Annotated in this window: 18 protein-coding genes and 1 pseudogene; 10 read left to right on the plus strand and 9 right to left on the minus strand. The window is 71.1% G+C overall.

From position 1 onward, the window contains the following. Positions 1 to 186: 186 nt before the first annotated feature. Positions 187 to 1440, minus strand: a complete 1254-nt coding sequence (locus tag IH54_RS0118660; RefSeq protein WP_159011937.1) for a hypothetical protein — start codon at positions 1438 to 1440, stop codon at positions 187 to 189. 341 nt (positions 1441 to 1781) lie between these two features. Between IH54_RS0118660 and IH54_RS0118665 the strand changes: the two genes are divergently transcribed. From IH54_RS0118665 to IH54_RS41765, 8 genes are all read left to right on the plus strand, one after another. Further along, positions 1782 to 2627, plus strand: coding sequence for a lysozyme (locus IH54_RS0118665; protein WP_031518202.1), 846 nt, complete (start codon positions 1782 to 1784; stop codon positions 2625 to 2627). A gap of 399 nt (positions 2628 to 3026) precedes the next feature. Continuing rightward, positions 3027 to 4295, plus strand: a complete 1269-nt coding sequence (locus IH54_RS0118670) for a phosphatase PAP2 family protein (protein WP_267965208.1) — start codon at positions 3027 to 3029, stop codon at positions 4293 to 4295. A gap of 27 nt (positions 4296 to 4322) precedes the next feature. Further along, positions 4323 to 4901 (plus strand): hypothetical protein, encoded by a 579-nt coding sequence (locus IH54_RS0118675; RefSeq protein ID WP_031518204.1) that lies wholly within the window; start codon positions 4323 to 4325, stop codon positions 4899 to 4901. Beyond that, on the plus strand, positions 4891 to 5097 hold the full coding sequence (locus IH54_RS43365; RefSeq protein WP_078862335.1) for a hypothetical protein: 207 nt from the start codon (positions 4891 to 4893) through the stop codon (positions 5095 to 5097). Before IH54_RS0118675 ends, IH54_RS43365 begins: the two co-directional genes overlap by 11 nt. Next, a complete protein-coding gene (locus tag IH54_RS0118680; RefSeq protein ID WP_031518205.1) occupies positions 5081 to 5605 on the plus strand; it encodes a DUF6879 family protein in 525 nt (174 codons plus the stop codon). Before IH54_RS43365 ends, IH54_RS0118680 begins: the two co-directional genes overlap by 17 nt. Further along, positions 5595 to 6437, plus strand: a complete 843-nt coding sequence (locus tag IH54_RS0118685; RefSeq protein ID WP_031518206.1) for a helix-turn-helix domain-containing protein — start codon at positions 5595 to 5597, stop codon at positions 6435 to 6437. The genes IH54_RS0118680 and IH54_RS0118685 overlap by 11 nt, the downstream gene beginning before the upstream one ends. A 69-nt stretch (positions 6438 to 6506) precedes the next feature. Beyond that, positions 6507 to 6971: a hypothetical protein gene (locus IH54_RS41760; RefSeq protein WP_031518207.1), complete on the plus strand. Its 465-nt coding sequence runs from the start codon at positions 6507 to 6509 to the stop codon at positions 6969 to 6971. 71 nt (positions 6972 to 7042) lie between these two features. Further along, entirely contained in the window at positions 7043 to 7837 is a 795-nt protein-coding gene (locus IH54_RS41765) for a hypothetical protein (RefSeq protein ID WP_159011939.1), read from the plus strand. 120 nt (positions 7838 to 7957) lie between these two features. On the opposite strand, the gene IH54_RS0118700 is transcribed toward IH54_RS41765, so the two are convergent. Together IH54_RS0118700 and IH54_RS0118705 are read right to left on the minus strand one after the other, a co-directional pair. After that, the gene (locus tag IH54_RS0118700; protein ID WP_324607805.1) at positions 7958 to 8677 is read right to left on the minus strand and encodes a GNAT family N-acetyltransferase; all 720 of its coding nucleotides are present in this window, start codon (positions 8675 to 8677) and stop codon (positions 7958 to 7960) included. Between the two features lie 40 nt (positions 8678 to 8717). Continuing rightward, entirely contained in the window at positions 8718 to 8954 is a 237-nt protein-coding gene (locus IH54_RS0118705) for a tautomerase family protein (RefSeq protein ID WP_031518210.1), read from the minus strand. Positions 8955 to 9154: 200 nt separating this feature from the next. Between IH54_RS0118705 and IH54_RS0118710 the strand changes: the two genes are divergently transcribed. Next, positions 9155 to 10132, plus strand: a complete 978-nt coding sequence (locus tag IH54_RS0118710) for a helix-turn-helix transcriptional regulator (protein WP_078862336.1) — start codon at positions 9155 to 9157, stop codon at positions 10130 to 10132. 10 nt (positions 10133 to 10142) lie between these two features. Here the strand turns inward: IH54_RS0118710 and IH54_RS0118715 are convergent, their stop codons facing one another. Further along, the gene (locus tag IH54_RS0118715; protein ID WP_031518212.1) at positions 10143 to 10748 is read right to left on the minus strand and encodes a TetR/AcrR family transcriptional regulator; all 606 of its coding nucleotides are present in this window, start codon (positions 10746 to 10748) and stop codon (positions 10143 to 10145) included. 67 nt (positions 10749 to 10815) lie between these two features. Here IH54_RS0118715 and IH54_RS0118720 point away from each other — a divergent pair, with 67 nt between their 5' ends. Next, positions 10816 to 11010 carry a hypothetical protein gene (locus tag IH54_RS0118720; RefSeq protein ID WP_031518213.1) on the plus strand — a complete coding sequence of 65 codons (195 nt, stop codon included), beginning with the start codon at positions 10816 to 10818 and terminating at the stop codon, positions 11008 to 11010. Between the two features lie 106 nt (positions 11011 to 11116). Here the strand turns inward: IH54_RS0118720 and IH54_RS0118725 are convergent, their stop codons facing one another. The 5 genes and pseudogenes from IH54_RS0118725 to IH54_RS43370 all read right to left on the minus strand — a co-directional run. Continuing rightward, positions 11117 to 11401: a CPCC family cysteine-rich protein gene (locus IH54_RS0118725; RefSeq protein ID WP_234343610.1), complete on the minus strand. Its 285-nt coding sequence runs from the start codon at positions 11399 to 11401 to the stop codon at positions 11117 to 11119. Between the two features lie 121 nt (positions 11402 to 11522). After that, positions 11523 to 11924, minus strand: a complete 402-nt coding sequence (locus tag IH54_RS41770) for an SSI family serine proteinase inhibitor (protein WP_063762328.1) — start codon at positions 11922 to 11924, stop codon at positions 11523 to 11525. A 162-nt stretch (positions 11925 to 12086) separates the two neighbouring features. Continuing rightward, entirely contained in the window at positions 12087 to 12344 is a 258-nt protein-coding gene (locus IH54_RS0118735; protein WP_031518216.1) for a DUF397 domain-containing protein, read from the minus strand. After that, positions 12341 to 13180: a helix-turn-helix domain-containing protein gene (locus IH54_RS0118740; protein WP_031518217.1), complete on the minus strand. Its 840-nt coding sequence runs from the start codon at positions 13178 to 13180 to the stop codon at positions 12341 to 12343. Before IH54_RS0118740 ends, IH54_RS0118735 begins: the two co-directional genes overlap by 4 nt. A gap of 240 nt (positions 13181 to 13420) precedes the next feature. Next, positions 13421 to 13605 (minus strand): annotated as a pseudogene (locus IH54_RS43370) (IS5/IS1182 family transposase); the annotation flags it as partial. Positions 13606 to 13715: the final 110 nt, after the last annotated feature.

Below are 13715 nucleotides of genomic sequence, written 5' to 3' on the forward strand. Positions count from 1 at the left end.
CCACGCAGGCGGCGAGCGTTTACGGGTGCGACCGCGCCGCGCGGTGAACGCTTCCCCCGCCCGCCCCGGACGGGCCTGCAGTGCCACGCGAGGGGTGAGCGTTTTCAGGGGCGGGGGGAACCGCGCTCCCCCGGAGTTTCGCCTGGGAGGTACCCCCACGCGCCCCCGGCGGCGGACCGCACCGCCCTACGCCGTCGGCCGCTTGCGCCTCGCGGCGAGCGTCAGCGCGGCGCCCGCCGCGGCGAAGAGGGCTGCCGCCCCGGCAAGCAGGTCGGCGTGCGAGGTGCCGGTGTGGGCGAGCTGCGAGGCGGCGCCGGAGTCCACCGCACCGGTCCCACCGGTCGTACCGGTCGTACCGCCGGAAGCGGCCGGCGTCGTCGCGGACGGCGAGGACGTCGGCGTACCCCCCGCCGCGGGCGCGTAGTGCAACGCCCCTTGCGCCGAGGCGATCGTGCCGCCGAGCCGCAGCAGCGAGTCGATCGTCAGGTCCTCCGCCGTCGTGCGGTTGCCGCTGCCCGCGGGGAGGGAAAAGCGCAGGTCGAAGCTGTGCTTCTGCTGGTAGGCGAAGCCCGCGGGGATGTCGGGGAGCGCCCAGCCCTCGCCCGGCTCGATCGCGCGGGCCTGCTTCCAGGCGCCGCCGCCGGTGCGGTATTCGAGGGCGAGGCCCTTGAGGTCCGGCAGCGCGTCGCCCTTGGCGGGGTGGACCTCGACGATCGTCTCCAGCGGGCTGGTGAAGCTGCCGCCCGCACCGTTGTCCACCTCGAGGGTGGTCTGCCCGGGGTGACCGGGCGAGAGGCTGACGTCACCGGTGAAGTGCTCGGTGATCTTGCCGTCGGGGAGGGCGGGCGACAGGTCGAAGTCCATCGGGGCCGCGGGGTCGGGAGTGACGTGCCCGCCGGAGGGGACGGAGATGTCGACGGCGGCCTGCACCCCGTCGTCGTTGCCGGGGAAGCCGGCGGCGAAGCCGAAGGTGACCTTCCAGCTGTAGCTGGACCCGGCCGGCAGCTGGAAGGGGTCCTTCAGCGCGTTGCCGCCCTTGGGGAAGAACTGCGCGAAGAGTCCCGGGTTCTCGCCCAGTACGGAAGTGTCCGTGGCGGGCGCGGTCAGCGGCTGGACGCCGACCGTGAGCTGGCCGGGCGCCAGCGGGCTGGGACCGCCGGCCGGGGTGAAGATCACGGTGCCGGTGAAGGGCAGCGCCTTGGCGGTCGGGTTGCTCACGGTGACCGTGAAGCCGTCCTCCCCGTGCCCGCGGGTGACGGTGTCGCGGACGACATCGGTGACGGTCACGCCCAGACCGTCGGTGGAAGCTGAGCCGGAAGCAGAACCGGCGGCAGAGCCGGAAGCGGGCGCAGCCGAGGCGGCGGCCGGTACGAGCAGGACGCCACCGATGACGGCGGCAGCGACAAGAGCGGCGGATGCGGCGCCACGTCGAACGGACACGGGAATTCCCCCCAGAATTCATGAGCATGGGTCACGGTGGAACCTCGCACCGCGATCGGTGCGAAGCTGCTGGTGAGAGTCTCGGCGATCAACGGTCCCGGGCCCATGGGTGAACCGTCACCGCTCGGCAACAGACCCCTGGGTGAACGCCCGGTGCCCCGCGGGTGGTTGCGCGCCGGTCCGCGCCGGGACACGCCGCCCGCACCGTCCACCCGCACCCCGCGCGTGGAAGTTTTTTTTCATGCGCCTTGTGCCGGACGAAAGTTACCTTCACTCTTGGCTTGGACGATGCCGTCCCCACACCCCCCACCCGGAACTCCCTTCCCGTCCGGAGGAATCCCATGATTTGGCATGCCCCCGTCAGCTCCCGCGGGCTGGCCGCCTGCGCGGTGCTGGCCTGCGCCGCCCTCGGTGCCACCGCGATACCGGCCGCGGCCGCCCCTTCCCACACCGCCAAGAACCCGATCACCCACCCCGAGCTGGACTGGGCCGGGTCGCAGACCGCCAAGCACCAGTCCGCCTCCGCGGACGCGAGCCACCTCACCGTCACCCCGAACGTGGCGGGTACGCCCGGCCTCGACGTCAGCGGCTACCAGGGCAACGTCAACTGGTCCTCGGTCGCGGCGAACGGGGGGCGTTTCGCGTACGTCAAGGCGACGGAGTCCACGACGTACACGAACCCGTACTTCACCCAGCAGTACAACGGTTCCTACAACGCGGGCCTGATCCGCGGCTCGTACCACTTCGCGACGCCCAACACGTCCTCGGGCGCCACCCAGGCCGACTACTTCGTGGCCCACGGCGGCGGCTGGTCGAAGGACGGCAAGACGCTGCCCGGCATGCTCGACATCGAGTGGAATCCGTACGGCGCGAGCTGCTACGGCCTCTCGGCGTCCGGAATGGTCAACTGGATCCTGTCGTTCAGCAACGAATACCACGCCAAGACGAGCCGCTGGCCGGTGATTTACACGGCGACGAGCTGGTGGAGCCAGTGCACCGGCAACACGGGCGACTTCTCGTCCACCAACCCGCTGGCGCTGGCCAACTACAACGGCAGCCCCGGCACGATGCCGTACAAGTGGCCTTACCAGACGATCTGGCAGTACGCCGACAGCGGCATCTTCCCCGGCGACCAGGACACCTTCAACGGCGACTTCAGCCGGGTGCAGGCCCTGGCCAACGGCTGATCCCGCCCCGGCGGCAGCACGCCGCCGAGGGGACCGGAGCCCCCATCCGCTACGCGCGTAGCGGATGGGGGCCCGTCCTGCACCCGGGGCCCTTCCACGTACGTGGCGCGCACATGCATGGCAGCGGCACCCGCTCTTCGCGTTCCGTTAACATGTTCGAGCCTATGGCGAATCTCCTTCGCCGCTCGTTCACCGGAAAGCCCTGCATTACGGCATGAAAAACGCGATATCCAGCCCCATTCTGACAAATCGGCCAGTCCGTTGACGCAGACGACCTCGCGAATACGGGCCCGAATACCCCGGCAGTCCCGGACGTCCCGGCACCCGGACCGCTCCACCGACGCAGCGCCCGCCACCGGCGCGGACGCGGCGGTGAAGCCGATCCGGGTGCCGGGATGGCTGTGGGGCGTGGCCGGGGTCGTGACCGCGGCCTTCATGGCCGGGATGGAGATCGCCGCCCGGCACTACGACCTGCCGGGGCCGGTCACCAACCAGGTGAAGGAGGTCGTCCTCGCACCGAAGTCCGGCTTCCTGCTCTACGCGAGCATGGCGCTGATGATGGTCGTGCTCACCTGGCGGGAGCGGGCGGTCGCGCTCGGCGCGGCGGTCGGCATCGACGCCGTCTTCCTGCTGGTGCGCTGGGCTGCGGGGGCGAAGCCGGCGTTCGGCAACGGGGCGCTGTGGGTGATCATCGGCTGCGTCGTGATCGCGCTGACCCGCCGCACCGGGCGGGAGCGGGAGCTGCTGCTCAAGGGCGTCGGGCTGGGGCTGCTGCTGGTGACCGGGCGCAAGGTCGGCGACACATGGCTGCTCATCACGTCGAAGGCCCGCCCGTCGGTGCTCGACCCGTACGCCGAGACCGCCGACCGCGCGCTCGGCAACCCGTCGTGGCTGGTCGGCCGGATGGTGCACGCCACCGGGCCGGTCGGCGAGCACCTGCTGGACTACGTCTACATCCAGCTCGCGGTGGCCGCGGTCGCCGTCGCCTTCTACCAGCTGCGGCACGTCGCGACCGAGCGCGCCTTCCCGCGCCGGCACCTCGTCCGCACCTTCCTGGTCATCGGCCTGGTCGGGCCGGGCATCTACATGCTCTTCCCGACCGTCGGCCCGGTCTTCGCGTACGGCGGCGACGGCGGCCACTGGGCGCTCGCGAACCTCTGGCCGCACACCCCGCCCGCGCTCACCGCCCCGCACCCGATGCCCTTCGACGAGGTCACCCCGCGCAACTGCATGCCCAGCCTGCACACCGCGTGGGCCACCGCGATCTTCGTCCACTCCCGCCGCGGCCCCCGCGCCCTGCGCTGGGCCGGCGCCTTCTGGCTCGTCGCGACCCTCCTCGCCACCCTCGGCTTCGGCTACCACTACGGCGTCGACCTCGTCGCGGGCGCCGTGTTCTCCCTCACGATCGAGGCCGCCCTGCGCACCCTCGACCGCGGCTGGGACCCCCGCGGCCTGGCCCTCGTCGGCTACGGCACGGCCGTCTTCACCGCCCTCCTCCTCTCCTACCGCTACCTCCCGATGCAGATGGCCCACCACCCCTGGCTCTTCGGCCCCCTGCTGATCCTGTCCCTCGCCTCCGTGATCACCGCCTACGCCCGCACCACCCGCCCCTGGGACCCGCCCCTGCCCCGGACACCGGATCCGGAACCGGCGGCGGTGCTGGTCTGAACTGAGCGTCCTGCCAGCGTGCGCGCCATGGCCGCCGGGGTGGGGAAGCTGGTCGGGGAACGGGTCGTCCAGATGGAGTCGGGGTCGGACGCCGGATACCGGCAAGCCATGTCGGCGCTTTCCGGGGCCGTACGCGAGGGGCTGCCCGGCAGCCGGAAGCGGAAGCTGGACGCCGCGATCGAGGCGCTGGCGCCCGTGCTGCCGCTGCTGTCCGGGGACTTCGCGAAGACCGCGGTGCTCGCGGGGGCCATGGTGGGGTGGGGCGGTTCGCCCATGCCGCGTACGTGGGTGGCGGCCGCGACGACCGGCGACCCCGCGCTCGGCGCCGCCGATCCCGCGATCCGCGCCTTCCGGCTCTTCGACGGACACGGCGCGTACGTCCATCCTGGCTCGCCCGCGTCCACCCGGTGGTGGAGGACGACCTCATGGCCCCCTGACCGGCCGCCCCGGCCGCATCTTGCCGACTCGCCGTACGCTGAGGCCGCTTTATGCGATGACGCAAATATTGGGGCTTTCGCATGGACGCCCCGGACGCCCCGCCATTACCGTCGTGACAACCGGCCCGCACGAGGCCGGTCCGAGGGGGTTCACCGTCATGGCTCATGAAGAACTGACCCTGCTCACCGGCAACGGCAACGGCACGTGCGGCAAGGACGACTGTCCGAACGTCTACCGGACGGCATCGGGGTCATTCGTGGTCCAGGGAGAGGTGTCCCACGCCTTCACGACGCCTGACGGAGAAGCACTCGTGGAGATTCCGGAGGAGATTTTGAGGGAGGCCGTTCGTGCTCTTGGCTGGTGAGGAATGGGTGGCTCGGTTTGAAGGGTTCCAGTGGGAGGCCTGGCGACTGGAGACTCTTCCGCAGTACCTCATGCCGCAGGAGGAGGATGAATTCGCGGCATTCAGGGCCGGGGCGCGTATCGACCCCCGGGAAGTCTCGAACGAGTACACGGACCGGCTCCGCCGACAGGTGGCGGAAGGACGCTCGCAAGGGCGCGTCCATATCGTCACCCGCCCGCTCTCGCCATACCTGCGATTCGAGTTCTCCCAGTATTACGCACCCCACTCGCTGGCGGGCGAGGAGATCCGCATCCTGGATGTGACGAGTCGGGCCAACCCCCTGGAAGGCGTTCAGGATTTCTGGATCTTCGACGGTACGGAAGTGGTCCTGATGAACTACGACCCGGACGGGCGCCAGCTCAGCCGCGAGGTCCGTGGCGGCGTCGCGGCGCAGTTCGTCGAGTACCAGCGCATCGCAGTCGCCGCATCGGTGCCCTTCGAGGAGTACGTGAAGGGCCTTGACGCTTGATCCCGAGACGCTGGGACCTGCCAGGTCCGACCTGGCAAGCTCGCTGAGGAGCCAGCGCAGACGAGCCGGGAGGACACAGACCTGGCTCGCCCGCCGCTGTGCGATGTCACAGACCAAGGTCAGCAACATCGAGAGCGGGAAGCTCACACCGTCTCTGGTCGACGTCGAACTCATCCTGGACGCCCTCGGCGCGGAGGAAGGTTCCGCGGCAGAGATCATCGCCCTCGCGCGGACCGCGAACACGGAATGGCAGGATCATTGGTCCTCGCGCCGGCGAGGTCTGGACAAGAAGCAGAACGAGTTGGCCAGGCTGGAGAGCGCGTCGAAAGACTTCCGCTTCTTCCTCCTGTCGATGATCACCGGACTGCTCGCCACGCCGGATTACGTGCGCGCCAGCATCGCCGATGTTCCGGGCGACCAGTCGAAGACCATCGCCAAGAAGCTGGAACGGCAGCAGATTCTCTATGATCCCGCCAAGTCGTTCACCTTCATCCTCACCGAGCAGGCGGTCAGGTGGCCACTCCTGCCACCCATGGCGATGGCCGTGCAACTGGATCGCCTCGCATCGGTTTCCCGCATCCCGCAGGTACGCCTGGGTGTGATCCCGCTGGACGGGTACGTCCCGGAGCGGCCGCTCAACACTTTCACGGTCTACGATCAACGGCTTGCAACGGTGGAGACCGGAACCGGCGCGCTGATATTGCGGGATCGCAAGGATGTGTCCGCCTACCTCAAGGACTTCGAAACATATGAGCAGTACGCGCTCTTCGGGGATGAGTGCCGCGAACTCCTCGCCGATTGGTCCGTGATTTTTACCCGACAACGCCAATAATTCTGGTTCCGCAGTGCTCCCTTCCTTAGCGTGTCCCTCGTCGCACCCACCAGTGGGAAGGGAAGCCGCATGACCGACACGACCGCGTATCTCGTCGACCCGCGCGAACTCCTGTCGCCGGACGACCGCGAGCGGATCATCACGACTGTCCGCGCGCAGCACCCGGGGATCACCGAGGACCGCGCGAACACCGGCGTCGGGCAGATGGCCGCGTTCCTCGCGGCCTGCGCCTCGTCCGACCGGCCGCTCAGCCCGTCGCCCGAGGTCGACGACTACTGGCCCGCATGGCTGATGCACACCGAGGCGTACATGGCCTGGTGCACCGACCGCTTCGGCGCGATGGTCCACCACAAGCCCGGATACCTCGACCCGGAGGAGCACGGCGGCGGCAAGGTGCTCCGCCGGCGCGCCGTCGACACGATCACAGAGCTCGGATTCCTGGTGGACCCCGGCTTCTGGCCCGAGATAGACCTGGCGGAGTGCTCGCAGTGCCACGCCAACTGCTCCGACAGCCCCCTGACGCCTGAGGGCTGACCCCCCACGGCGGGCCGGCGCTCCGGGAAGCCGGGGCTCCGGCCCGCACCGAGCGAGGAGGACGGCCATCCGTGATCCGCACCCGTTGGACAGACCTCCCCGACGACGCCCGACGAGCGGTTGAGCACGTCATCGGCCCCGTCCGCTCCGCCACCACACCGGTCGCAGGTGTGATGTCCGCGTTCGTCGCCCGACTCAGCACCGGCGGGAAGGCGTTCTTCGCGAAGGGCACCCCCGCTGACGCGCCGGACGCATGGACGTACCGCCATGAGTTCCGCGTCGTCGCGCACGCGCCCATGGCGCCGCTCCCTGAGTGGGAGGCGGAGGGGGCTGGGTGGCTGTTCTACGGCTACAGCGTGCTCCCCGGGCGGCACGCCGATTTCGCGTGCGGCTCACCGGACCTCCTCCCCGTCGCGGAGGCGCTGGCGCTGCTCTCGGCGACGCGGTGGCCGACGGAGATCGGCAAGCGTCCGCTGCGGGATCGTCTGGCGCCGTTCACCCCCGCCGGCCAAGGGCCGGTCCTCGACGGGTCGGCGCTCGCGCACACCGACCTCGGGGAGCGGAACATCCTGGTCTGCGGCCCCACGGTGGGCCTGGTCGACTGGGCCCTGTCCTGCCCCGGGCCGGAGTGGGCCGACACCGCGTTGTGGATCCCCCGGCTGATCGCGGCGGGACACGGCTTCCGCGACGCGGACGCCCTCGCCCGCGTCGTGCCCGCCTACGCGGAAGCCGCCCCGGCCGCCCTCGCCGTCTTCGCCCGCACCGTCCGTGCGTTCTGGGAGCACCGCGCCGAGGCGGATCCGATGCCGCACCGTGCCGCCCTGCTCTCCGCAGCGCGGGAATGGGAGCGTTCGGCCGCCGGATAGGGTCGCCCGGCACTCCGGTCGGCAGCGTCAGCCCCCGGCCCGGGTGCCGGATCCGGAACCGGCGGCGGTGCTGGTCCGAGCCGGGCCCACTTTCGGCTGACGCGCCGGGGGGGCGGGGGTTCAGGCGGGCGGGGTGAGGACCGCGCCCGTCAGGGGTCCGTACGACGTCCAGCCCAGGTGTTCGTAGAGGGCGCGGCCCTCGGTGGTCGCGCCCAGGACGGCGGCCGGGGATCCGGCGGCCGCCGCCGCGTTGCACAGGGTGTGCATGACCAAGCTGCCGAGGCCGTGCCGCTGGTGGTCCGGCGCCGTCTCGATCTGGTCGATCACGGCGGCCGCGCCGGGTGCGGGGACCGCGATCTGGCCGCGCGCGGCGAAGGCGTGGTCGCCGGTGGTGACGAGCGCGCGGGTGAGGCCGCCACGGGTCCAGGTGCGCAGCCGGTAGCCGCCCGGGCAGCGGGGTTCGGGCACCGGGGCGAGCCGGGTCGCCATCAGGAAACCGGGGGTGTCGAGCGCCCAGCCCGGGGCGAGCCAGGCCTCGACGATCTCCGGTTCCAGGAAGCACTTGATCCATGTCCCTGGCGCGGTGACGGTCCGCATGAACATACGGACGAGCCCCTCGTCCGCGTCCGGCAGCACGTACCGGCGCACCTGCGGCACCAGCCCCACGTCGACCGTGAAGCCCCACGGCTCCTCGACCGGCGGGGCAGCCGCCCGGGAGACCACCCAGCCCTCGACCCACGCGCGCTTCAGCTCCGCGAGGCCAAGGCCGAGGTCGAGGCCAGGGCCGACGCCGAGGCCGTCCGTACCGCCGGCACCTGACGAGGTAATGGTCTCAGTCACCTAGCGAACCTTACACACGCCCGCCCGACATGTCAGCGGGTCATCCGGCGTCCGCCGCCGGCTCCGCCGGTGCCGCCTCGCCGAGCACGGCGAGGGTCAGGACGTTTCCGCCGATGCCCCAGCCGCCGTCGGCCACCTCCTCGACCAGGACCATGGTGTTGCCGCGGACCTGCTCGCCGTAGATCTCGATGTACAGCTCGGTGGTACGGGTGACGATCTGCTCCTTCTGCTGCGCGGTGAGGGTCTTCTCGGGGACCTTGAAATTCGCGAAAGGCATGGCCGGTGGGCTCCTGATCGTTGAGTCGGACGCGTGGAACTGATCGGTGCGGGCGGGGCGGCGGCGTGCGGCCGGCGCCCTGCCCGCGCCGTCCACGATCGGCCGCTCCGCCGTCCTCGGCCAGGGCTGCACCTACCCGGGGGACGGCACCCCCTGGATACGGCCTGGATACGGCCTGGCGCGCGAGCGACGATGGAGCGGTGAACCTTCCGCAGCTCGGCGCCTTCCTCAGGACGCGCCGCGACCGCATCCGTCCCGCCGACGTCGGCCTGCCGCACGGCCCGCGCCGGCGCGTCCCCGGGCTGCGCCGCGAGGAGGTCGCGCAACTGGCCGGGCTGTCGGCCGACTACTACACCGAGCTGGAGCGCGGCAGCACGAAGAACGGCGTGCAGCCCTCGGCGCAGACCCTGGCCGCCCTCGCCCGCGCCCTGCGGCTCGACGGCGACGAGCGCGACCACCTGTTCCGGCTGGCCGAACGGCCCGTGCCGCCGCCGGCGCACGGGCCTGCGGGGCATGTGCAGCCCGCGCTGCTCGCGCTCCTGGACCGGCTCGCCGACACGCCCGCACGCGTCATGACCGACCTGCACGAGACCCTGGTGGAGAACAGCCTCGCCCGGGCCCTCCTCGGCGGCTCCCCGCCGCCGCGCGGTCCGGCGGCGAGCTTCGTGTACCGCTGGTTCACCGACCCGCGAGCCCGCGACTACTACCTGCCGGAGGACCACCCGCACCACTCGCGGGTCTTCGTGTCCGACCTCCAGGCGGCGGCCGCCCGCCGCGGCCGGGACACGGAGGTCGCGAGGACGGTCGCCGCGCTGCGCCGCCGCAGCCCGGAGTTCGCGGCCCTGTGGGACACCCAGGACGTCGCCGTCCGCCGCGAGGAGCGCAAGCGGATCCTCCACCCCGCGCTCGGCGTCATCACGCTCGACTGCCACACCCTGCTCAGCGAGGACGGCCGCCAGCGCCTGCTGTGGTTCACCGCGCCGCCCGGCAGCCGGGGGGCCGAGCAGCTGGCCCTGCTGTCCGTGATCGGCACCCAGGAGCTGGGCGCGGAGGAGCGGGCCGCCCGAGGGGAGGGCGCGGCGCCCGAGGGGCCGACTGCGGACGCGGGACCGGCCATGCACGCGGGACCGGCCACGCACATCGGACCGGCCCTTCCGGAGCCCGGCGCGCAGCGCTGACCCGCCGCCGTCAGCCCGCCCGGTGGGCCAGGTCGGCGAGGTGGCCGGCCAGCAGGGCGCGGGCACGGGGCGGGGTCAGACGGGTGGGGCGGGCGAGGAGCTGGAGGACGAGGCCGTCGAGGAGGGCGTGCAGTCGGGCGGCCTCGGCGGCGAGGACGCGGCCCTCTCCGAGCCTGCCCAGCTCCGCCAGCGCGGCGACCGCGCTCTCGACGGAGTCCCGGATCAGGTCGTCGACCTCGGCGCGGCGCTCGGCCGCCGCGGGGTCCCGGTGGGCGAGGACGACGAGCGCGAACCACGCCTCGGACTCCAGCCGCCGCTCGTCGTCCAGCGGCAGCAACTGCTCCAGGTGCGTCTGCACGAACTCCGGCGAGAGCGCGCCCGCGGCGGCGTTGGCCGCGGCGACCCGTTCCCGTACGGCGGCCACGGCGTGGTCGACGGCGAAGAGCACCATGGCCGTCTTGTCTGCGAAGTAGTGCCGCAGCGCTCCGGCCGACCAGCCGGACTCCCGCGCGACCGAGCGGACGCTCACCGCGTCGAAGCCCTCCCGCAGCGCGACGCGCCACAGCGCACCGGCCAGCTCCGCGCGCCGCTCCTCGTGGTCGACCACCTTCGGCATCCCGCCATTATCGCACGCCCGTGTTATCTTGTAAGTGACACAGCCGTGCTAAAAAGGGGGTACGGGCATGCGCCGTTTCGACAAGGCCTCGCGGTGGACGTTCGCCGCCGTCACGATCGTCCTCAACGTCGCCCGCCAGGCGGCCTTCCCGCCCTCCGAGGTCGGCTCCGCCGCGACGATCGGCCTGGCCTTCGCGGTCGTGGCCATCGCCTTCGCCCTCACCGCGGCCTTCCGGACGATGTTCCGCTCGGGCGGCGACTAGGACCCGTCCGGCCGGTCAGGTGGCCGCCCCCGCGCCCGGGCCGTCCCTGCGCCGTCCGCCTCCGCCGGCGGGGCACGTACGCGACCCGCGCACGCGAGAGGCCCGGCTACTCTGCCGGGTCCGGGACCTGGCGGTGCGCCTCCGACAGCCACAGGCCCGGTCCGCCGTGCGTCACGGACCCTTCGTCCGTCTCGGCCACGTACGCGCGGTAGTCGAGGCGGGCCTGCGTCAGGCTCAGGCGCCCGTTGGGCCCGCCGCGGACCATGTGGGCGTCCGCGTCATCCTGCCCGTCGTCCTCCCAGCCGCACTCCAGGCAGATCTCGAAGTCGGCCCGCTCCTTCAGGGTCAGTTGGAAGCAGCAGGGGCAGGCGACGAGATCCGCGGAGGTCATGGCTGACATCGTTGCCCGCCCGCGGGCGCGCACACAAGGCGCGAGCCGGGTACGTGACGCGTGACCCGTACGGACCGGGCCGCCGCCGGATGACGCGGCGGCGCCCGACGCGCGGGGCGGGTCAGAAGCGGAAGACGTAGTCGCTCAGGACCCCGGCCGCGCAGTCGTTGGTGTAGGTCTGCGTGAAGGACACCGTCTTGAAGTGCCAGGTGCCGCTGACGCTCACGGTGACCGGGTCGTAGGTGGCCGGACACGCCGCCCACACCGTGGGCAGCTTCGCGAACTGCCCGTCCACGGCGATGAGGGACGCGCAGGCCGCGTCGGGGGTGGGATGGCTGCCGCCGGTGGGCTCGCACTGGAGCGTCACCGAGTGGTCCTTCTCCCCCGGGGTGGGCCCGCTGAAGACCTTGCTCAGGACGAGGCTCGTCCCCGCGTCGGCGGCCGACGCCTGGGCGGCGGGCACGAGTGACGCGGCGGTGGCCGCGAGGCCGACGGCCAGGAGTGCTACGGGAGTTCTTCGCACGTTCTCCTCCAACTCGTCGTACGGATTCCCCAGTCATTCCGTACGCCGCAGCAGGCGGCAAGGTGCATGTTCGGCCACTTTCCGGCCACTCGCGGCCCCGCACACACGCCGACCGCCGCCCGGGCAGCGGAGAGCCCGAACGGCGGTCGGTACGACGCGGTTCTACGCGGTCGCCACGTCCTGCGCCGCGGCGAACGCGGCGAACGCGGACCATGCGTCGGGGCTGAACGTGAGGGCGGGGCCCTCCGGGTCCTTCGAGTCCCGTACGTGAACGGCCCCGGGGTGGGCGGCGACCTCGACGCAGTTGCCGCCTTCTTCGCTGCTGTGGCTCGACTTCCGCCAGGCGTAGGCGATCTCCACGCAGTTACCGCCCTGGCTGCCGCTGTAGCTGGACTTGAACCACTTCAGGGACTCGGTCATCGCTCTCCTAGCAGCTGCTCCAACAGGCCCTTCGTTTCCTCGGGGTTGAGAGCCTGTGATCGCAGCATCGCATACTTCGCGGCCAGGATGCTGACCTCGTCGGGGTCGTGGATGAGTTGGCTGCCGCGCTGCGTCTCGACATACGCGAGGTGCTCGTGATCAGGGGTTTCCAACAGCACGAATGGCCCGGAAAGCCCTGCGTGACCCGCCAGACCGAGAGGCAGGATCTGGATCGTGATACCCGGCACGCCCGCACACGCGCGCAGATGCGAGAGCTGTTCTCGGTAGACCTCGGAACCGCCAAAGCGATCCCGCACTGTTGCCTCGGACAGAACGAAGCTGACGATGGGAGGCACGTGGCGTTGCAGGATCTCCTGCCGTTCGAGTCGAGCGGCGATCTGACCTGTGGTTTCCTCGGGGCTCTGAACCGGCACGCGGTAGTCATAGAGCGCGCGCATGTATGCCTCGGTCTGGAGGAGACCTGGCAATACCTGGTTCTCGAACGACGAGATGGTAATGGCAGTTCGTTCCGCGTCCATGAACGCCAGCGCCCAGACGGGAATCGCAGCTGCCAGGTCCGGCAGGTTCTCGACGCCCACCTCCAGCGTGCCGCCGGTATCCAGCAGTTCGTCGAACTGCTGCGCCAACTCCAGCGTCAGCGGACGACGGCCCTGCTCGATGGACTCCAGCGTGCTGAGGCTGATCACGGCAGCCGTGGCCAACTGGGGCTGCGTGTAGCCCCGCGCCGCGCGAACCCGCCCTAATTGCGCACCCAGAGCCTCGAAGGGAGTCGGGTATTTCTTCCTCGGCCCTCGCCGAAACCGTGGGTTCGCCATGACTCTGGATTACCCCACCCCCACCCTGCGTGTCTGCCCTCCTTACCCGTACAAACGAGATGTACGGCTAAGCAATTCGCCCGCGCCCCCGAATACGCCCCCCGAGCGCCCCCGGCGCGAGCACACCAACGCAACGCGCCGGTGCCGAGGCCGAAACCCCCGCACCGGCGCGGTGAGCGAACAGCGAACGTGGAATCCGGACGGCGCGTCACCTCACCACAGCACAGTGAGCCTTTTCCGTCATCGCTCTGAGCTGGTCAGATGCAGGGTGAGGACGGCTTGGACGAGGCCGTGATCCGGGTGGTGGCGCACGGGATCTCGCGCAGGAGCCACCAGTTTTTGAGGGTGGCCTTGGTTTGTTCGACGAGTGCGCGGATCTTCGCGTGGGACCGATTCACGGCCTTCCGACCTGGGGAAAGGGTCTCTCATCGTCCCCAGTACGGGCCCTTTTCGACTCACACGTTCCATCATCGGTTGAGATACGGCTTCTGAGCCAGACCCAGATCAGCCGCAAGCTGGCCGGGGCCGCCGCGTG

Source organism: Streptomyces sp. NRRL F-5123 (genome assembly GCF_000721495.1).
Classification (GTDB): Bacteria; Actinomycetota; Actinomycetes; order Streptomycetales; family Streptomycetaceae; genus Actinacidiphila.